Genomic DNA, 18,150 nt, shown 5'->3' on the forward strand with positions numbered 1-18,150 from the left:
ACCCTGCCGCGAGGCGGTTCACACACCTCCGTCGCCGAGCATGCGCACCCCGTCGGCGGCGGCCGGGGAAAGCATCGGATCACGCAGCTCCGACAGTGGAATCCAGCTCACCGCGTCGGTGGAGCCGTCGGTCTCGACGACCTCCGAGGCACCGTCGCTCTTGAGCTCGACGGCGTAGAACAACCCGGTCAGGTTCCAGTCCACGCCACCCCGGCTGACCGCATACGTCCGCGCGTCGACCAGCCGTGCACCGGCGAGCTCGCGTCCGGTCTCTTCGCGCAGTTCGCGCGCGAGAGCCTCCACCGGCTGCTCGCCCGGGTCGATCCCGCCACCCGGCAGGTGCCAAAGCCCCGGAGCGAAGACCGGTGACGACTGCGACAACCTGGCCAGCAGCAACCGCCCCTCCTCCAGCGCGAGCGCGTACGCGGAGACACGAATCCGCACGTCAGCCATCAACTCCCCCTCGAATCGAACCGACCGACAACTCGGGGAACTCTAGCCATCGGCCGATACGACGCACGCGGCGGCTCTACAACCCGTACCGCCGGGCCGACTCCTCTTCCTGGGCCAGCCGGTGGAGCGCCCGCAGCACCGGCTCGAAGAGGATCGTGGCCGCCACAGCGGTCTCGACCTTCTCCACATCGAAGGACCGGGTCTCCACGAAGTCCAGGTCGCGGACGGCGACTTGGTGCATCAGTTCGGCGTACGGTTCCATCAGGTCGGCGTCCCAGGGGTAACCGAGCCGCCTGAGCGTGGCCACCGCGAACCACCAGCGCACGGTGGTCGGGAGACAGGCCGCCCAGCTCACGGGCAGTCGCCCAGCCCAGGTTCCCGAGCAGCCTCCTGGCTACGAGTCGATCTACGGCGACATGCCGCCCTTCGGGCTGGCCGCGGCGACCGGAGTGCTTCCGGTCGAGAGCCGGGGCCGACGTGCGGCGGACCGCCTGGCACACCGGAGCGGTGGCGCCGCCAACACGCCTTCCGTGCCGCAAAGTTGAAGCACCAGGGAGTCTTCGGGAGCCTTGGGGCCGTCGGCCGGGTGAGGAGCTCAGCCCTCTCCCAGCACCGCCCGGATCACGTGCCGGGCGTTGTTCGCCATCGCCGGGTTGGTCTTCCGGTAGTGGGGCAGCGCGATCAACGCCTGCGAGAGCGTCCGTCCGCGGCCGCGGATCCAGGTCGCGTCGTCCACGCCGAGCGCGTCGCGGAAGACCTTCCGCGCATCGGTGGGCAACAGGTTCCAGGCGGGGAAGAGGTCGCAGGCGGGATCGCCCACCCCCATGCACCCGAAGTCGATCACCGAGGTCAGCCTGCCCCCGTCCACGAGCAGATTGCCCGGCATCAGATCGGCGTGCAGCCACACCGGCGGCCCGTCCCAGGCCGGGGCCCGCAGCGCGTCCTCCCACGCGGCGAGCGCGGCGTCGCAGTCGACGCCCTCCTGCGGGATCCCGCGCAGTTCCTCGATCGCCCCCCGGGTCGACGCGTCGAGCGAGGCGACCGGCCCGCCTCGGTAGGCAGGCGGCGCCCCCGGCAGGGTGATGCTCCGCATCGCCGCCACGAACCCGGCCAGATCCTCGGCCAGCAGCACGGGTTCGCTCAGCGCCCCCGCCTCGGGGTTCTCCCCCGCCAGCCACCGGTACACCGACCAGGCCCACGGATACCCCTCGGCCGGCTCCCCGGCTCCGAGCACCTCGGGGACGGGCGTGAGCAGCAGTGAGGCGAGGCGCGGCAGCCACTGCTGCTCCGTCGACACGTCCTCCACCCCGCCCGGCACCAGCGGCAGCCGTACGACCATGCTGTCGCCCAGCCGGTACATGGCGTTGACCGTCCCGCCGGACGGAACCCGCACCACCGGCAGCCCCGCCCACTGCGGGAACTGCCCGGCGATCAACCGCCGTACGAGTGCGTCGTCGACGGGGTGCAGGTCGGGGTGCATCTGCCCTGTGCTCATGGGCCACCATCCGACCGCCGGACGGCGGTGGGCGTCAAACGCTTTTCCCCTACGCTCCCCCTCACGCCGGGACGAGCGAGCGCAGGCCTGTCGCCTTCGGGCCCGTACCAACCCTCTGATCGAGCTGTTCCCTCACCCGTGGCCACTCCTCGTCGAGGATCGAGTAGAACGCCGTACCGCGGACCGTGCCGTCCAGACCGCGGGAGTGGGCCCGGTGTACGCCGTCGAGGGCCGCGCCGAGGCGTTCGATCGCGGCGCGGGAGCGCAGGTTGCGGGCGTCGGCGCGCAGGGACACCCGTCGGACGCCCCAGGTCTCGAAGGCGTGCCGCAGCATCAACAGCTTGGCCTCGGTGTTGATGCCCGTGCCCTGGGCGCAGGCGGCGAGCCAGGTGCCGCCGATCTCCGCCGCGTCGGGGATCGCGGTGGCCACGGGCCCCAGCGGGCCGCGCGGGGCCGGCGGCCAGGACACCGGCCCCTGCCAGTAGTCCAGCTCGCAGAAGCGCGTCGAGCCCACGACCCGGCCGTCCGCGACCCGCACCGTGGCGAAGGGCAGGGCCCGTCCGGCCGCCCGAGCCGCCAGCGCGTCGGCGACGTACCGCTCCGTCGCCTCCACCCCACAGGGCACAGGCGTGAAGGCATAGTTGCTGCGATCTTCGGCGGCGGCTCGGGCCAGGGCCTCGACGTGATGTTCGGCGAGCGGTTCGAGCCGGAGGATACGGCCGCGGAGGGTGACGAGTTCGGGCACGGGCCTTGCGTCCTTGAGCGAAGGGGCGGGGAGGGTGACGAGCCCCGGTCGACGGCACGGCGGATGGTCGTCACCACCGTTGCGCGCGGGATGTGGATCAGTGTGTGCCCCATATGTCGCCGTGCGGGAGGCCGGCACGTTAAGGAATACCGACGTCGGGGTGAAAGCGGGGAGGTGGGATGCACGGGCACCTCTTCGAGGACAACGCGCGCACGATCGTCCGCATCGAGACCCACCTCGCCAGGTGAGCCGGGCGCAGGCGGCACGGGAGCGCCGGAGTCGACGGTCGCGGCGCCCGTTAGGGTGATCTTGATCAACCCTTCAAGAAAGGCCCCGCACCCCAAAGTGACCGCCTCACGCCCTCACGCCCTGTTCTCCTTCGGCACGCTGATGGACGAGCGGGTCCAGACCGCCCTCTTCGGCCAGGCCGTGCCCACTTCTCCGGCATCACTCGTCGGCTGCACGACCAGGCCCCTGGCGATCACCGACCCGTCCGTGATCGCCACCAGCGGCCTGGACGTACATCTGACGCTGGAGCGCAAGTACGGCGCCGTCGTCGAAGGCGCCGTACTGCGCCTCACCGACCAGGACCTCGCCGCGGCCGACGCCTACGAAGTCGACGACTACGTCCGTCGGCGGGTTCTCCTCTCCTCCGGGGAGAGCGCCTGGGCCTACCTGGACGCGAAACCCCTGCGCCCGGCGGCGCGCATCGTGATCGTGGGCGACAGCATCGCGTACGGGCGCTGCGATCCGCGGGGCGGATGGGCGGCCCGCCTGGCGGCCACCCACATCGCCGGGAACGAGGCCGAACACCGGGTCTTCAACCTGGCCATCCCGGGCAGCACCCTGGCCGAGGTCAGCGAGCAGACACCGGCGCTGCTGGCGCCTCGCCTGCCCGACACCCTGGTCGTCGCCGCCGGGATCAACGACTCCGCCGTGCCCCTCTCCGCCCCGGAGCACGACGGACTCGCGCACATCACGGACAGTCTCGGCTCGCTCGCCGCCACCGCCCTCGATCACAACGCGCGGCTCGTCGTCGTCGGACCGATGTGGCTCGACGAAGAACGCACCCGGGACTACAGCGGCCTGTGCTTCACCAAGGCCCGGGCGCTGGCCCTGCGCGAGGCGATACAGGCCTGGTGCCAGGAGAACCACATCGACTACCTCGACATGTGGGAGCCCCTGTACGAGAAGACCGACCTGCTGGTCGACGGCCTGCACCCGGCGGCGGACGGGCATGAGGCGCTCTACCAGCACCTCACCGCTCTCGCCTGCTGAGTCCAACGACCGGGCGCGCCTGCGGGATCACGCCGTCCTGCGGTGTGATCAGGCCAGCATTCGCCCGGTTGGGGCCCAGGCGACAACTCGCCGCCGCTTCCTCCTGTTGGGTCTCTCGTCAGAGACCGTCCGTTGCCCGGGGCTCCCCCGGGCGACGGACGACTGCCGCCGAGAGAGGAACACCAGGCACCGATGAACATCAGTCGTACCGTCTCGCGGGCCGCGACCGCCGCCGCACTGGCCGCGGCGCTGAGCATGGGCGCGATCCAGAGCGCGACCGCGGCTCCCCCGGTCGAGCGTGCGGGAACCGCCCGTACGGTCAACGCCCCCGTATCCGCCCCCGTGTTCAAGGAGCCGCTGGACGACGGCGGTTGGACGGGTGACGGGCTGTCGCTCAATGCCGCCGACAACGCCAAGGTGGACGCCTTCATCGACCGGGCCAAGAAGGCCGAGCGTTCCATCAGCCCCCAGGTGAGGACGGCCGCGCTGCTCAGCGGCGCCGAGCTCATCGGGTTCGACCACCGCCTCAAGTCGGCCGACTCGCTCAAGCGCAAGGTCGCCACCTCCTTGCTTGAGCACCCGGGGCAGCAGGTGAACGACGCGCTGGCCGGTATCAGCGACTCGGTGCGGTACACCCTCCAGTGGCCCGAGGGCCACTACACCGAGGGCGTCACGATCGCCGCCTCCCTGCTGTCCACCTGGCGCAACGACAACACCAAGTGGTCCAACACCTGGGGCCGCGCCAAGGGCTACAAGGCCATCAACTCCGCTTGGCGGGCTCCTCGTTCGGAGCACCTCTTCGAGGTGCAGTTCCACACCCCGGCGAGCAAGTACGCCCAGGAGGCCACGCACAAGTTGTACGAGGAGCAGCGCCTCCCCGGCACGACCCCCGAGCGGGCCAAGGAGCTCCAGGCTCAGCAGGACGCGATCTTCGCCGCCGTCCCGGTCCCCGCGGGAGCCGACCGCCTGACCGCCCCGGCGCCTCTCGTGCCCCGGCTGCCCCAGCCGTCCCTGCGGCCCCAGCCCGTCGGCTGAGGTGACCGTCGGCTGAGCCGGCCGACCGCGGATGTCAGTGCCTCCGGCAATACTCGAAGCCGTGGAGCCGCCCGAGTTCCGTACACGAAAGGACAGACATGGCCGAGGTATTGCTGTTCCACCACGCCCAGGGCCTGACCTCCGGCGTCCGTGTCTTCGCGGAGGTGCTGAGGGCGGCCGGCCATACCGTCCATGTCCCGGATCTGTACGAGGGGCGGGTCTTCGACGATCTGGCGGACGGTGTGGCCCACGCGCAGGAGACGGGGTTCGGCTCGCTCGTCGAGCGGGGGCGGGCGGCCGCCGAAGGGCTGCCCGCCGAACTGGTCTACGCGGGCTTCTCCCTCGGCGTGCTGCCCGCGCAGTCCCTCGCCCAGACGCGGCCCGGCGCGAAGGGCGCGCTGCTTTTCCACTCCTGCGTCCCGGTCACGGAGTTCGGTGACGCCTGGCCGCAGGGGGTTCCGGTCCAGATCCACGGGATGGAAGGGGACGAGTCCTTCGTGGAGGAGGGTGACATCGACGCGGCCCGGGCCCTGGTGGAGTCGGCTCCGGACGCGGAGCTGTTCGTCTACCCGGGCAAGGAGCACCTGTTCGCCGACAGCAGTCTGCCCTCGTACACCGAGGAGGCGGCCGCGCTGCTCACACAGCGCGTGCTCACCTTCCTCGACGCCCAACGTTAAAGATCAAGCCAGGGCCTGTCCGCAGGGCCGGGCGGCCATGTCTCGCCCGTGTTCACCGGCCATCCCGTCGTGAAGAACGTCGAACGATCGTGGGTGGGGCGTTCCGGTAGGGGGGCCGTGGTGCGGCCGGATGGTGTGCGGGGGGAGCGCGTGGTGGCCGCGTGGGCGGTCAGGGCCGTGATGTGGTCGGCGAAGTCGGGGTCGGGCAGCGGCAGGTCGAGGTCGTCGTCGACGTACGAGAGCGCGGCGGGTATGTAGTCGAGGACGGCGTGGACCAGGTCGGGCACCGGCAGCGGGCCGGTGCGCAGGGCGCGCAGGATGCGCAGCGTGGTGGTCAGGTCGACGTTCGCGACGGTCGTGCCGTGGGCGCTGAGGGTGTCGGCCTGGGTGTGCCACCACTCGGCCTCGGGGTGTTCGCCCAGGGCGCGGTGGTGCAGGCCGAGGCAGAACGTGGCGGCCGCGTCGCCCGCGCCGGCCGCGTACTGCCACCAGAAGCGGGCGGATTCGGGGCGGCCGGTCAGATGCAGCATGCAGCCCAGGATGCGGGCGCCGGCCGGCTCGGGCAGCGCGCGGGCGAAGAAGAGCTTGAGGTCGTCGAGGGCGTCGGGGTGGATGACGAACATCTCGCAGACGACGGTGAGGTCCTGGGCCGCGCACACCTCGTCCAGCGGCGGCCCCGGCTCGGAAAGGAGTGCCCGCCAGGCGGACAGCCGGTGGCGGCCCGCCCGGGCCGGAACGGTGGGCGGCGGAGCGGCGGCCCGGGCGGCGAGGCGCTGTTCGGCGGCGTCGACGTCGGCCTCGGTGCAGGGCTGGTGGGACAGGCGGGCACGGGCGAGGACTCCGTCAATGGGCGATGTCATCAGCGTGTCCCTCCTCGGTCTGCTGGGCCGCGAGGCCGAGGGTGTGGCGCAGGCGGCGCTTGGCGTGGCGGGCGGTGGAGCGGACGGCGGCCGCGGTGATGCCGAGGTGGTCGCCGACCTGTGCGGGGGTCAGGCCGTGCAGGTGGAGCAGGAGCATGACGTCCATCTGGCGCGGCGGGAGCTGGCGTACCGCGTGGAAGAGCGCGAGGCTCTCCTCCAACTGGCCGATGGGGTCGGCGGTGTGGGCCAGGGCGACGGTCTCGAAGGCGGCCGCCTCCAGCAGGGTCGGGCGCCGCTTGCGGGCGCGGGCCAGGTCGAGGGTGCGACTGCGCAGCACGCTCCAGGCATACGCGGCGGGGTTCTCCTTCGACAGGACCACGGTCCAGATCATCAGGAGCTGTTCGAAGGCGGCGTCGACGGCTTCCTCGGCGTCCGCGCGGTGGTTGAGGATGGTCTGCGCCCAGCGCAGATAGACGGGCCGGTGCATGTGGTGGAACGCGCTGAAGTCCACCGGAAGTTGCTGGTTCGTCATCGCGGGTCTGCCCGGCGCGCGGTGCGTGAAGTCCTGGCTCACCGGTCTCCCTCTCCGTCCGTACGGAGCAACTCGCTCACACCCGTCCGTACGCCCGCGGCGGCGGCGCGCCGCAGTAACAGGGCCGCGTCGCGGCCGAACACCCGCATCGCGAGAACTGCCAGGACCACATCGCCTACCCGATCGATCGTCACGAGACTTTCGGCTCCTTCCTGGTGCACGGCTGGGCCCGCCCGTCCCGCCCCCCGACGGCCCCGGAAGGCGCTGGTGCGCGCCTTCGAACAGATGACGTGCGTCGGCGCCGGAATGTGCAACCGCGGACCGTGAAAGGTCACGGGGCACTTGCGTTCCGGGGACGAACATGCGTTTGCAGCGGTGCGCTCGCCCCCTGAAAGGACCGGCGGTGCGGACCCGTCCCGTCCGACACCGGGGGCCTGACCTGCCGTTCGAGCGATCGGCGCAGCGGGGACGCGCACGATTGCGCAAACCGAAAGCAACGCGACACGCGTGTCTCATGTGACGCAAGACACACGATGTGCGAAGCAACCGATTTCGGCGGACGCCGTCAGGGGGCCGGGCCCGGCGGGCTATCGTGCACCTGCTCACAGCAGGAACGATCTTTGTCGACGACCTCTGTCAACTCCTTCTGTCAGCGCAGTTCGTCAACGACCTTTTGTCGAGGAGTGAGAGACATCAGACGCATATCTGCCGCGGCGTTGCTCGCCGGGTCCCTCCTGGCCGCGTTGCTCGTCCCGTCCCCGGCCGCCGTGGCGGACCCGGCGCCGATGCCCACGACGGGCACGGTCTTCAACGACCCGCAGGGCACCGCGGCCGAGCAGAACGCGATCAAGGACCACATCGTCGGGGCGATAGACAACACCCAGAGCGGGCGTACGCTGCGCGCCGCCATGTACGCCCTGACCGACACCGGCTACAGCGACGCGCTGACGCGCGCCCACGACCGGGGCGTGCAGGTCCGGGTCGTCCTGGACCAGGCGTTCTCCACCTCCACGGCCGCCGCCCAGCTGGTGGCCGCCCTCGGCAACGACATGACCCAGCCGTCCTGGGTGCACGTGTGCCCGAAGGACCGGGCGTGCATCGCGGACACCACGCTCGACCCGAGCAAGAACCACATCAACCACAACAAGTTCTTCCTCTTCTCCCGGGTGGGAGATGCCGGTGTCGCCGAGGACGTGGTGATCCAGACGTCCGCCAACCAGACCGCGGCGAACACCTCCCGGTTCTGGAACAACGCCTACACCTCCGTGGGCAACACCGACCTGTACACCGCGTACACGGCGTACTTCAACGACCTCGCCGCCGAGAACCGCAACGCCGACTACTACCGGCAGGGCACCACGTCCGGGGGCGAGAAGTACTACTTCTTCCCGCAGCAGACCGGCGACCTCATGGTCGACGTGCTGAACAACGTGTCGTGCACGGGCAACACGACGGTCGGGTCGGCCTCCCACAAGACGGTCGTCCGCGTCGCCGCCTACGCCTTCACCCGTGCCGAGGTGGCGAACAAGCTGAGGCAGCTGGCCGACCAGGACTGCTGGATCGAGGTCGTCTACAACGAGACGAGCCAGCTCACGGCCCTCGGCAACCACGCGCGGATCAAGCCGTACAAGCTCCACCTCGACAACGGCACACCCGACAGCGAGGCGGACGACCTGTTCGTGCACTCCAAGTACCTGCTGGTCGAGGGCAACTACGCGGGGCACCCGGACACCAAGTGGACCTTCACCGGGTCCCACAACCTCGACGTCTCCTCCCTTCGGGAGAACGACGAGGCGCTGCTGCGCGTCGAGGGCGCCGCGACCCACGACGCCTACCGGAGCAACTTCCTCGCGATGCGCTCCAAGGCCACCCTGACCGGCTGACGACGAGCGGCTGACAATGAGCGGCCGAGACGGGCGGAGGCCGCGGCCTTTCGTGACATGTCGGGCTTGCTGGTGCGCCGGTCGGGGCCCGGGCCTTCATCGGCGCACCATGGCTCCCCTCGCGGGAACGCCCGTGCGAAACTGTCGCCGTTCCGATCACGGCAGCACCGAAACGTGTATGAAGGAGCGGCGTCGTTGAGCGTCACCATTGAAGGACAGATAGACCTCGCGGGACCGGTGGGCAAGCTGCTGCACCGGCGCCCGCTCAAGAACAGCACCGTGATGCAGTCGTTCAGCACCGAGCCGGTGTCCGGCGACCTCTTCGTGCTCCAGCTGATGCAGGGCGGCCTGACCCTCAGCGGGGAGTCCGGGCCGGTCGACTACGACACCCGCAACCTGCACGGCGACATGTGCCTGACCCGCCTCAACCGGTCGGGCGCCATCACCGGATACATGTATCTGCGGGGCTTCGGCCACGGCGTCAACCTCGGCGTCGAGAACCGGGGCGGCGTCATCCGCCTGTGGACCGAGACCGCGTCGCAGCCCAACAGCAAGAACGAGGGCTTCGGCACCTCCATCACCAACTTCGACTTCCGGTCGGGGACGGTCCTGGACTACGGTTCCTCGCTGCACGCCAAGCCGTACCGCCCCACGCCGGGCGCGCTCTTCGCCACCCCCACCATCGACCGCAGCGCCAACGAGCTCGTGGTGCGGTTCTACGACGGCGGGACGCACGTCGAGCGGTACGACCTGGCCAAGGCCTCGGCGGGCGTCTTCGAGCCGCTCCAGCGTATCGAGCTGCCCACGGACCTGGGCGTGTTCCAGGGATACGCCTCCCACAAGGGCGTGCTGTACCTGCTCAGCGGCGAGTCCAGCACGAGCACCAGGAACCCGTCGCCGGGCAACACCTACATCACCGCCATGGAGTGGGCGACCGGAACGGTCCTGACCCGGCAGTTCATCACCGCGGCGCCCGGGCTGGAGTGGCGTGAGCCCGAGGGCATGCACGTGGACGTGCGGGGTGGCGTCACCAACCTCCACTTCGGCTTCGCCTGCGAGGACCCCGGGCCGCGCACCTGCACCATCGTGACGATCCCCGACACCCCCGAGGTCGACGGTGTCAAGGTGCTCACCGACTGGCAGCCGATCGCCCTCGCCTCGGGCGTCACCGCCGACCTGAACCCGCCCCAGGGCCGGCTCATCAGCGTCGCCGGCACCACGACGCTGCAGCTCAGCGGCGGAGTCAAGGGCACCTTCGACGGCGACGCGGTCATCGGCACCCTGCCCGACACGCTGACTCCCAGCGTCGAGGCCCGCGCCAACGTGCCGCGCAACAACAGCGGCGGCTACTGCGTCGCCCGGGTCGAGGCCGGCACCGACCGCGCGCTGCGGCTGTTCGGCGGACGGGACACCAACGCCATCACCTGGGCCCAGCTCGACAGCTTCAGCGCCGTCTGGCGCTGACCGCGCCCCCAGACCTCTCCGTCATCTCGCACAAGGCCTCGTCAAGGAGACCAACCACCATGTCCTACAACCGCCGCAGCATCCTCGGTGCCGCCTTCGCCGTACCTGCCGCCGTGGCCGTCGCCAACATCGCCACCGCCTCCCCCGCGGCGGCCGCCGGCGTGGAGGCCGGCGACTGGGCCGACCTGATCCTGGAGCCCGGCATCACCGCGCAGACCGGCTCGACCCCGCAGGTCCGCCTCGTCACCATCGCGGGCACCACCTTCCTGCAGGCCCGCGGCATCGTCACCGGCAGCTTCTCCGCCGACACGAAGATCGCCACGCTGCCCGCCGCCATGGCCCGGCCGACCTCGTACATCCGCGCCACCGCGCCCCGCAACAACAGCCAGGGCATCAACGCCTGCCGCTTCGAGGTCAACACCGCCGGTTCCGTGACCATCTACGGCGCCAACACGGGCAACCCGATCACCTGGGTCCAGTTCGACTCGGTCCAGACGATCTGGCGCTGAGGCGGGTCCGTGCATCGGGACGCTCCTTGAGGGTCCCGATGCACCCACTCCCGCTCAGGCCCAGGCCCCGGCCCCGGCGGGAGCAGTGCGGCGCCGGGGCCATCCCCTGTTCCGGCCCCGGCGCGGGAGGGGGACATCCATTGTCCGCCTGCTCCCGGGAGAGCCAAGTGCCGGGCGGGGCGGGGTTCTCGGCGTACTCAGAGCGCGGGTACGGGCTGCGGCGTGGGCGGGCCCACATAGCGGGCCGCCGGGCGGATGATCTTCGAGTCCGCCGCCTGCTCCAGGATGTTGGCGCTCCAGCCGACCACCCGGGCCGCGCAGAACGTCGGGGTGAACATCTCGCGCGGCACCCCGCACAGCTCCATGACCACGCCCGCGTAGAACTCCACGTTGGTGTGCAGCTCCCGGCCCGGCTTCAGCTCGGCGAGGATCGCCTCCACCTGACTCTCCACCTCGACGGCGAACGCGACCAGCGGGCCGCCGATGTCCTCGGCGATGCCGCGCAGCATGCGTGAGCGCGGGTCCTCGGTGCGGTAGACGGGGTGGCCGAAGCCCATGATCCGGTCGCCCGCGAGGACGCGCTCGCGCACCCACGTGTCGATGCGGTCCGGGGAGCCGATGGCGTCGAGGGTGTCCAGGGCGCGGCTGGGGGCGCCGCCGTGCAGCGGGCCGGAGAGCGCCCCGACGGCCGCGACCAGGGACGCCGCCATGTCCGCTCCGGTGGAGGCCACGACGCGCGCGGTGAACGTGGAGGCGTTGAAGCCGTGGTCGACGGTGGAGATGAGGTACCGCTCGATCGCCCGGACGCGGTCGGGCTCGGGCAGCGAACCGGTCATCATGTAGAGGTAGTTGGCGGCGTACGACAGGTCGTCGCGCGGCTCGACGGGGTCGAGCCCCTGGCCGAGGCGGTACAGCGCGGTCAGCAGGGTCGGGACGGCGGCGCAGGCGGCGAGCGCGTCCTCGCGGCGCCGGTCGGCGTCGAGGTCGTAGACCGGCCGGAACCCCTGGGCGGCGCCGAGCAGGGAGAGGGCGGTGCGCAGTCCGGCGAGCGGTCCGGAGGCGGCGCCCGCCGCGGCGATGCCGGGCAGCGCGTCGGTCACCTCGCGGGGCAGATGGCGCAGGGCCGCGGTGCGGGCGGTGAAGTCCGCGAGGGCGGCGGCGTCGGGCAGGTCGCCGTGGAACATCAGGTGCCACACGTCCTCGAAGCCGCGGGTCTGCGCGAGCTCGACGGCCGAGTACTGGCGGTAGTGGTAGTAGCCCTCGCGGCCGCGGACGTCCCCGAGTGCGGTGTCGGTGACGACGACGCCCGCGAGTCCGCGGGGTACTGCCGTGGTAGTGGTCGACATGTCTCTTCCTCCCTCAATGTTGATTCGACTGTCTATGATTGACGAGATTGCTGTCAATATTGATTGAATCAACATTGATCGATCTTGGATACGGTGACCCCATGACGGATCAGTCGCGACTCACCACCCGCGAGGCGGCCGAACGGCTCGGTGTGAAGCCGGAGACGGTGTACGCATATGTCAGCCGCGGCCAGCTGAGCAGCGAGCGGGCGCCCGGCGGGCGGGGCTCGACCTTCGACGCCAAGGAGGTCGACGCGCTGGCCCGGCGCAGCGCCCGCCGCGAACCCGTCGCGCGCGGCGGCGAGCTGAACTTCCGTACCGGGCTGACGCTCATCGACAAGGACCGCTACTACTTCCGGGGGGTCGACGCGGTCGAGCTCGCCGGGGCGTACGGCTTCGAGGAGGTCGCGGAGTGGGTGTGGACCGGCACGCTGCCGCGCGGCGCCCGGTTCACCGCGCCCCAGCAGTTCCTCGACGCGGCGCGCCTCGCGGTCGGTGCACTGCCCGCGCACAGCGGCACCATGGACCGGCTGCGGGTCGCCGCGGTCGCCGTCTCGGCCGCCGATCCGCTCCGCTTCGACCTGGAGCCGGCGGCGGTGCTCGGCTGCGCCCGGATGCTGATCCCGACACTGGTCGGGGCGCTGCCGACGGCGGGCAAGCGGCAGCGCGGCGCGGAGCGGCTCGCCTGGCAGCTGTGGCACCGCCTCACACCCAGGCTCCCGGACGAGGCGTCGATCAACGTACTGGACACAGCCCTCGCCCTGTTGATCGACCATGACCTGGCCGCGTCCACACTCGCAGCCCGGGTCGCGGCCTCGGCGCGCGCCCATCCGTACGCGGTCGTCTCGGCGGGGCTCGGCGCGCTGGACGGGCCGCTGCACGGAGCCGCCAGCGGGCTCGCGCACCAGATGCTCGCCGAGGTCCTGGAGCGCGGCGGCGCGGCCCCCGTGGTCGCCGCCCATCTGCGTTCGGGGCGCCGGGTACCCGGCCTCGGCCACCGCCTCTACCCGGGCGAAGACCCGCGCGCCCAGGCCCTGTTCAAGCTGCTCGCGGATCTTCCGCAGGCCGAGGAGGCGCTCGCCGCGGCCCACGACGTGATCGCCACGACGGCCCGGCACACCGAGCTGCACGCCAACGTCGATCTCGCGCTCGCCGTGTTCAGCGTGGCGTGCGGTATGCCCGCCGAGGCGGGCGAGGCGGTGTTCGCGGTGGCCCGCACTGCGGGCTGGATCGCACACGCCCTGGAGGAGTACGAGGAACACCCGCTCCGGATGCGCCCCAGCGCCCACTACACGGGCCCTCGCCCGCCACAGCCGCTGCCGTGACGGGCGAGGACGAGTGCGAAGGGGGCGTCAGCCGTCGATGCGGTGCTGGGTCCAGAACGACGTCAGATCCGTGGTCGTGGCGGCCTGGGCGGCGGCCTTGAACTCGGCCGTCGTCGAGACGCCGTACCAGTGCGAAGTGGCGTAGTCCTTCAGGAGCTTGGCCATGACGGTGTCACCGAGGACGCGCCGCAGGTCGTGCAGGGCGCACTTGCCGTAGCCGTAGACGACGGTGGAGTAGCGCGAGGAGTGGGCGTCCCAGTAGGCCATCGAGTTGGTGATCTTCTCGGCCGACGACGCCCAGGAGACGCTGTTCCAGCAGCCGCTGCCCGTCTTGTTCAGCGCCAGGTCGGTGGCGTAGTCGGTGAACGACTCGTCCAGCCAGGGGCTGTTGTACTCGTCGTCGCCGACGATCCCGTAGAACCACTGGTGGCCGATCTCGTGGGTGAGCGCGGTGGTGCTGACCAGGTCGAGGACGAAGCCGGGGTACTCCATTCCGCCGAACCAGTAGTTGTTGTCGATCACCGCGTCCAGCTCGCCGTACGGGTAGGCGCCGAAGCGTGCCGCGTGGGAGTCCACGGCGGACTTGGCGGTGCTCAGCATCGACTGGGCGTCGGAGGAGCTGATGCCCGAGACGGAGTAGATGTTGATCGCCGTCCCGGCCGCCGAGGTGCCGGAGATCTTGGTGAAGGGGCCGGCCGCCCAGGCGAAGTCACGGACCTTGGGGGCGGTGGCGGTGGTGACCGTACGGCCGCTGCCGCCGGGGGTGTCGACGGAGGTGCCGGTGGCGGGCACCAGCAGGGAGGTCGGGTGGTCGAGGGTCACCTTGAAGTCGGCGGCCAGGGAGTAGAACGACTCGCCGTTGTTGGTGTACGGGTCCAGGTGCCAGCCGGAGCCGTCCTTGACCGCGAGGACGGGCAGGGCGTTGCCGATGTTGTTGAAGGCCCCGTCGTGGCCGAACCGGTCGGCGCCGCTGGGGACGGTGATGCCCAGGTCGAAGCCGATGGTGGCGCTCTGTCCCTGCGCGAGCGGGGTCGGCAGGGCGATCTGCAGGGCGGTGCAGCCGACCGACAGGGAACCCGCGGTGCCGCCGGTGACGTTGGTGACCGTGATCGGCATCGCGGAGCAGGTGCCGTGGTAGTTGTCCCACAGCCTCAGATACACCTCGCTGAGCGCGGTGGCGGAGGCGTTGGTGAAGGTCGCGCTCTCGTGACCGGTCCAGACAGTGCCGCTCGTGTTGCTGCTGAGGTTGACGGTGTACGAGGGCGAGGCCGGCGTACGGGTGGAGTCACCCGGCGGAGTCGTGTCGCCGGACGTGTTGAGGGCGACGTCGTCGATGACGAAGCTCGTCTGGAGGCTGGAGTCCTCGGTGCCGGTGAAGCCGACGTTCACGGTCTGGCCCGCGAAGGCCGAGACGTCGAACGACTTCTGCAGGTACCCGCTGTTCTTGTTGAGGTTCGAGTACGTCGCCAGGGTCGTGCTGCCGATCTTCGCCGTGAGCTTGTCGTACGCGGTGGACGACGTCGTCTCGGTGGTGTCGATGTGCAGCCAGAAGGTGAGCGTGGCGGTGCTGCACCCGGAGGGGATCGTGACGCTCTGGGAGAGGGTGTCGGTGTGGGTGCTGCCGACGCCGTTCAGCCAGGCGAAGGTGGTGCCGCCGTGGGCGCTCTGACCGGTGCGACTGGTGATCACGCTGGTCTGCGACTGGCTCCAGGGCGAAGTCCCGCTCTCGAAACCACCGTTGGCGACCACCTGGGCAGGGGTGCACGCGGCGGCCTTGGGTGCCGCCTGCGGTGCGGCTGCCGCCGCGGTGCCCGGCAGCGAGAAACCGGCCAGCGCGGCGACGGCGAGTGCGCTCGCGGCGAGGGCCTTGTGGGGGGTCGGTCTCACACGTAACTCCTTTGACGCGGCCGGGGTTGCGGCCTGCTCGGTGGCCGCCCGACGGCTTGGGTGCGCCGGAGGGCGGCCGCGGACTGCGCGCATCGCTCGCGCGATGGCTGCGGTGAGATTTCTGTCGCGCGCCTCCCCGGGGCGGTCCGGGGCGACGGCTGCCGGAAGCCTGGCAGATTTGACCAGGGCATGCCATCAGGGGCAGGTAAAACTGTCATCTCACCAACCCGAGCTCGTACACGCCTGAACGGAGTCCGGGGCCCGGGACCGCACCGCCCGGCTGCGGGACAGCCGGGCGGGCACGGTGACCCGCGTTCTGAGCGGTCACGACTTCGTACGCGATCCGGCTGACCCGGACCTCACGCTGCGCCTCTCATGAGCGACAGCGGACCACCGTTCGACCGGCTCAGCACCCGCCGCCGGGATGGGGCGCGGCCCAGTCCTGGCCGCCGTACCAGTGGTCGGTGCCCCACGCGTCGTTGTAGCAGTTGCGGTCAGGCGTCCACATGTTGGCCTGGGCGCGCCAGTCGTCCGGGTTGGCGTCGTGCACCCACCCCCAGGCGGAGACGTCCTTCTGGGTGATCGGACCGCACACGTAAGGCTCGACCTTGCCGCTGGTGGGCGAAACCAGGGCCACGCAGACCGTGCCCTGGCTGTGGGCTCTCTGGAACGAATCTGCCCACTGCCAATGGGCCTGGAGCTTGTTGCAGGAGGAATCCCAGAGCTGCTGCACCTGCCCGGCGTAGGTGCCGTACATGGTGAAGTTGCCCGGGCTGCCGATGTAGTGCCAGTTGCCGGTACAGGTGCCGCCGTCCATCGGCTGTACGAGGGCGGGCGGCTGCCCACCCGCCTGCGCGGCACCGGCGCCGGACAGGGCGAGGGCGCCCCCGGTCAGCAGTGCGGCAACCCCGAGTAACGCGCGTCTTGTTCTGTGAAGCATGGCCATGTGGCTCATCTCCTGACGGTGACGTCGGTTGAGCCGCCCAGGTGGTGGCGGCTCGATGCCGCCAGCAACTAGACCACCCGTCGACGCCGGGGGCCAAGCCTTTCGGCGCAGAGCGAATAAGCCCAAATGGCGCCAACAGGAGCTACGCCACCGGCCGGATCCGGTCGCCCGTCTTCTCCCGGAGCGCGGCCCGCAGGCGGTCGCGGGCCTCCGTCTGGGCGGCGATGCGTTCGTTGAGGACCGCCAGTCGCTCCAGGGCGACCCGCAGCCCCCGGTCCGAGGGCGGCGCCGCGGTCACGTCACCGTCCAGGCAGGGCAGGAAGACCTGCACGTCGTCCAGGGTGAGGCCCGCGGCCAGCAGATGGCGGATGTTGCGGACCCGTACCACCGTACGGTCGTCGAAGACGCGGTAGCCGTTGGCGGCCCGCTCCGAGGCGATCAGCCCCGCCTCCTCGTAGTGCCGCAACGCGCGCGCCGTCGTCCCGGTCGCCTTCGCCAACTCACCGATCCGCACCCGTTCCACCTCCCGGGCCACTCTTATCACGCCACCACCGCACCCCCGTCGACCGGGAGGACCACCCCGGTGATGAACGACGCGGCCGGTGCGGCGAGGTGGGTGATGGCCCAGGCGACATCCTCCGGTCTGCCGATCCGGCCCAACGGAGTGTGCGCCAACTGCCACTCGCGCAGCGCGGCCAGCCGCTCGGGCGTCAGTCCCTGGTGTGCGCCGATCGGTGTGTCGATCGCGCCGGGGGCGACGGCCGCCACCCGGATGCCCCGGGGCGCCAACTCGACGGCCCAGCTGCGGGTCAGCGCTTCCAACGCGGCCTTGGTCGCCGCGTAGAGCGAGTTCCCGGGCCAGGCCCGCTGCCCCACCGAGGTGCTGACGTTGACGATCACCCCGCCGGACGCTTCCAGGGACGGCAGCGCGGCCCGGGCCAGCAGAGTGGGGGCGATCAGGTTGGTGGCGATCTGCGGTGCGATCAGCTCCGGAGTGAGGGTGTCGAGCGCACCACTGCGTACGATGCCGGCGTTGTTGACCAGCACGTCCAGGCGCCCGTGCAGTTCCAGCGCGGTCCCGATGATCCGCGCGGGCTCGCCCTCGGCGGTGATGTCGGCGACCAGCGGCGTGATCCGTCCCCGGTCGGCCGCGGTCTCGTGAAGCGGTTCGGCCCGCCGCCCGATGGCCAGCACATGGGCGCCCTCGTCGGCGAAGGCACGCGCGGTGGCCCGGCCTATGCCGGTACCGGCCCCGGTGACGACGACGATCCTGGTGGTCGGCGATTCGGTGGTGGTGTGGGTGATCGTGGTGTTCATGCCGGTCATCGTTCAACCCTGCCGCCAGTGGCAAGGTCAAGGAGAGTCGCCGCCCTGTCCGCCTGACACCCGGCACAGGCATCATCGGCACGCCGCAAGCGCGACCAGCCCCCCGCACATCAGGGCGTACGCGGCGAGTCCCGCCCACGCTCCCCGGTGGCTGAGCCGCTCCGCCCGGGCCGTGCTGCCGCCCCGGGCGGTCCAGCGCCAGGCCAGGACGGTGCCGGCCACCGCGAGGAGGAGGAAGGCGAGGGTGACCAGGTGGAGCCAGTCGATCAGGGTCAGCCCGATGGTGCTGGTGACCACCGAGTCGACCTGTTGCCCCTTCGTCGAGCGCGAAGCGGAAACGGGCGGTGTCGTCCGGCGCGGTCACCAGGACCTCGATGCGGTGCCGGTCG

General features: G+C 71.0%; 19 protein-coding genes and 1 pseudogene. 7 read left to right on the top strand and 13 right to left on the bottom strand.

Translation table 11 applies throughout. The features are described 5' to 3' along the window. Positions 1 to 18: 18 nt before the first annotated feature. From OG965_RS05460 to OG965_RS05475, 4 genes and pseudogenes are all read right to left on the bottom strand, one after another. Positions 19 to 453 (bottom strand): NUDIX hydrolase, encoded by a 435-nt coding sequence (locus tag OG965_RS05460; RefSeq protein ID WP_371649679.1) that lies wholly within the window; start codon positions 451 to 453, stop codon positions 19 to 21. 76 nt (positions 454 to 529) lie between these two features. Then, positions 530 to 848, bottom strand: a pseudogene (locus tag OG965_RS05465) (transcriptional regulator); the annotation flags it as partial. 200 nt (positions 849 to 1,048) lie between these two features. After that, a complete protein-coding gene (locus OG965_RS05470; RefSeq protein WP_371649681.1) occupies positions 1,049 to 1,948 on the bottom strand; it encodes an aminoglycoside phosphotransferase family protein in 900 nt (299 codons plus the stop codon). A 61-nt stretch (positions 1,949 to 2,009) separates the two neighbouring features. Further along, entirely contained in the window at positions 2,010 to 2,693 is a 684-nt protein-coding gene (locus tag OG965_RS05475) for a GNAT family N-acetyltransferase (protein ID WP_371649683.1), read from the bottom strand. 345 nt (positions 2,694 to 3,038) lie between these two features. Between OG965_RS05475 and OG965_RS05480 the strand changes: the two genes are divergently transcribed. From OG965_RS05480 to OG965_RS05490, 3 genes are all read left to right on the top strand, one after another. Then, positions 3,039 to 3,971, top strand: coding sequence for a GDSL-type esterase/lipase family protein (locus tag OG965_RS05480; protein WP_371649685.1), 933 nt, complete (start codon positions 3,039 to 3,041; stop codon positions 3,969 to 3,971). A gap of 192 nt (positions 3,972 to 4,163) precedes the next feature. Next, positions 4,164 to 5,006 carry an ATP nucleotide 3'-pyrophosphokinase gene (locus OG965_RS05485; RefSeq protein ID WP_371649687.1) on the top strand — a complete coding sequence of 281 codons (843 nt, stop codon included), beginning with the start codon at positions 4,164 to 4,166 and terminating at the stop codon, positions 5,004 to 5,006. 98 nt (positions 5,007 to 5,104) lie between these two features. Then, entirely contained in the window at positions 5,105 to 5,683 is a 579-nt protein-coding gene (locus OG965_RS05490) for a dienelactone hydrolase family protein (RefSeq protein WP_371649689.1), read from the top strand. Here the strand turns inward: OG965_RS05490 and OG965_RS05495 are convergent. From OG965_RS05495 to OG965_RS05505, 3 genes are read right to left on the bottom strand one after another with little or no spacing between them, the layout of a single operon-like run. Next, complete coding sequence (locus OG965_RS05495) at positions 5,680 to 6,543, bottom strand: hypothetical protein (protein WP_371649691.1); 864 nt, start codon at positions 6,541 to 6,543, stop codon at positions 5,680 to 5,682. The genes OG965_RS05490 and OG965_RS05495 overlap by 4 nt on opposite strands. After that, a complete protein-coding gene (locus tag OG965_RS05500) occupies positions 6,527 to 7,117 on the bottom strand; it encodes an RNA polymerase sigma factor (RefSeq protein WP_371649693.1) in 591 nt (196 codons plus the stop codon). Before OG965_RS05500 ends, OG965_RS05495 begins: the two co-directional genes overlap by 17 nt. After that, positions 7,114 to 7,269 (bottom strand): hypothetical protein, encoded by a 156-nt coding sequence (locus OG965_RS05505; protein WP_371649695.1) that lies wholly within the window; start codon positions 7,267 to 7,269, stop codon positions 7,114 to 7,116. Before OG965_RS05505 ends, OG965_RS05500 begins: the two co-directional genes overlap by 4 nt. A 489-nt stretch (positions 7,270 to 7,758) precedes the next feature. On the opposite strand from OG965_RS05505, the gene OG965_RS05510 reads away from it, so the two are divergent. The 3 genes from OG965_RS05510 to OG965_RS05520 all read left to right on the top strand — a co-directional run bounded on the left by OG965_RS05510 (position 7,759) and on the right by OG965_RS05520 (position 10,931). Then, entirely contained in the window at positions 7,759 to 8,958 is a 1,200-nt protein-coding gene (locus tag OG965_RS05510) for a phosphatidylserine/phosphatidylglycerophosphate/cardiolipin synthase family protein (RefSeq protein ID WP_371649697.1), read from the top strand. A 195-nt stretch (positions 8,959 to 9,153) separates the two neighbouring features. After that, positions 9,154 to 10,422, top strand: coding sequence for a hypothetical protein (locus tag OG965_RS05515; protein ID WP_371649699.1), 1,269 nt, complete (start codon positions 9,154 to 9,156; stop codon positions 10,420 to 10,422). A 59-nt stretch (positions 10,423 to 10,481) separates the two neighbouring features. Continuing rightward, positions 10,482 to 10,931: a hypothetical protein gene (locus tag OG965_RS05520; RefSeq protein ID WP_371649701.1), complete on the top strand. Its 450-nt coding sequence runs from the start codon at positions 10,482 to 10,484 to the stop codon at positions 10,929 to 10,931. A 197-nt stretch (positions 10,932 to 11,128) separates the two neighbouring features. Here the strand turns inward: OG965_RS05520 and OG965_RS05525 are convergent, their stop codons facing one another. Continuing rightward, entirely contained in the window at positions 11,129 to 12,277 is a 1,149-nt protein-coding gene (locus OG965_RS05525; RefSeq protein ID WP_371649703.1) for a citrate synthase, read from the bottom strand. Positions 12,278 to 12,378: 101 nt separating this feature from the next. On the opposite strand from OG965_RS05525, the gene OG965_RS05530 reads away from it, so the two are divergent. Next, entirely contained in the window at positions 12,379 to 13,602 is a 1,224-nt protein-coding gene (locus tag OG965_RS05530; protein ID WP_371649705.1) for a citrate/2-methylcitrate synthase, read from the top strand. 27 nt (positions 13,603 to 13,629) lie between these two features. Here OG965_RS05530 and OG965_RS05535 read toward each other — a convergent pair whose 3' ends face one another. The 5 genes from OG965_RS05535 to OG965_RS05555 all read right to left on the bottom strand — a co-directional run bounded on the left by OG965_RS05535 (position 13,630) and on the right by OG965_RS05555 (position 18,058). Beyond that, on the bottom strand, positions 13,630 to 15,489 hold the full coding sequence (locus OG965_RS05535) for a M1 family aminopeptidase (protein WP_371649707.1): 1,860 nt from the start codon (positions 15,487 to 15,489) through the stop codon (positions 13,630 to 13,632). Positions 15,490 to 15,895: 406 nt separating this feature from the next. After that, entirely contained in the window at positions 15,896 to 16,435 is a 540-nt protein-coding gene (locus tag OG965_RS05540; RefSeq protein WP_371649709.1) for a hypothetical protein, read from the bottom strand. Between the two features lie 142 nt (positions 16,436 to 16,577). Next, entirely contained in the window at positions 16,578 to 16,949 is a 372-nt protein-coding gene (locus tag OG965_RS05545; RefSeq protein WP_371656850.1) for a MerR family transcriptional regulator, read from the bottom strand. A 26-nt stretch (positions 16,950 to 16,975) separates the two neighbouring features. After that, a complete protein-coding gene (locus OG965_RS05550; protein ID WP_371649711.1) occupies positions 16,976 to 17,761 on the bottom strand; it encodes an SDR family NAD(P)-dependent oxidoreductase in 786 nt (261 codons plus the stop codon). 72 nt (positions 17,762 to 17,833) lie between these two features. Then, positions 17,834 to 18,058, bottom strand: coding sequence for a hypothetical protein (locus OG965_RS05555; RefSeq protein ID WP_371649712.1), 225 nt, complete (start codon positions 18,056 to 18,058; stop codon positions 17,834 to 17,836). Positions 18,059 to 18,150 lie beyond the last annotated feature (92 nt).

Origin of the sequence: Streptomyces sp. NBC_00224 (assembly GCF_041435195.1) — a bacterium.
In the GTDB taxonomy this organism is placed as follows: domain Bacteria; phylum Actinomycetota; class Actinomycetes; order Streptomycetales; family Streptomycetaceae; genus Streptomyces.

Excerpts from the sequence above, each read along its gene's own strand:
- OG965_RS05485 (WP_371649687.1), top strand. The coding sequence starts at position 4,164 with ATGAACATCAGTCGTACCGTCTCGCGGGCCGCGACCGCCGCCGCACTG.
- OG965_RS05550 (WP_371649711.1), bottom strand. The coding sequence starts at position 17,761 with ATGACCGGCATGAACACCACGATCACCCACACCACCACCGAATCGCCG.
- OG965_RS05460 (WP_371649679.1), bottom strand. The coding sequence starts at position 453 with ATGGCTGACGTGCGGATTCGTGTCTCCGCGTACGCGCTCGCGCTGGAG.
- OG965_RS05495 (WP_371649691.1), bottom strand. The coding sequence starts at position 6,543 with ATGACATCGCCCATTGACGGAGTCCTCGCCCGTGCCCGCCTGTCCCAC.
- OG965_RS05470 (WP_371649681.1), bottom strand. The coding sequence starts at position 1,948 with ATGAGCACAGGGCAGATGCACCCCGACCTGCACCCCGTCGACGACGCA.
- OG965_RS05540 (WP_371649709.1), bottom strand. The coding sequence starts at position 16,435 with ATGGCCATGCTTCACAGAACAAGACGCGCGTTACTCGGGGTTGCCGCA.
- OG965_RS05530 (WP_371649705.1), top strand. The coding sequence starts at position 12,379 with ATGACGGATCAGTCGCGACTCACCACCCGCGAGGCGGCCGAACGGCTC.
- OG965_RS05525 (WP_371649703.1), bottom strand. The coding sequence starts at position 12,277 with ATGTCGACCACTACCACGGCAGTACCCCGCGGACTCGCGGGCGTCGTC.
- OG965_RS05490 (WP_371649689.1), top strand. The coding sequence starts at position 5,105 with ATGGCCGAGGTATTGCTGTTCCACCACGCCCAGGGCCTGACCTCCGGC.
- OG965_RS05520 (WP_371649701.1), top strand. The coding sequence starts at position 10,482 with ATGTCCTACAACCGCCGCAGCATCCTCGGTGCCGCCTTCGCCGTACCT.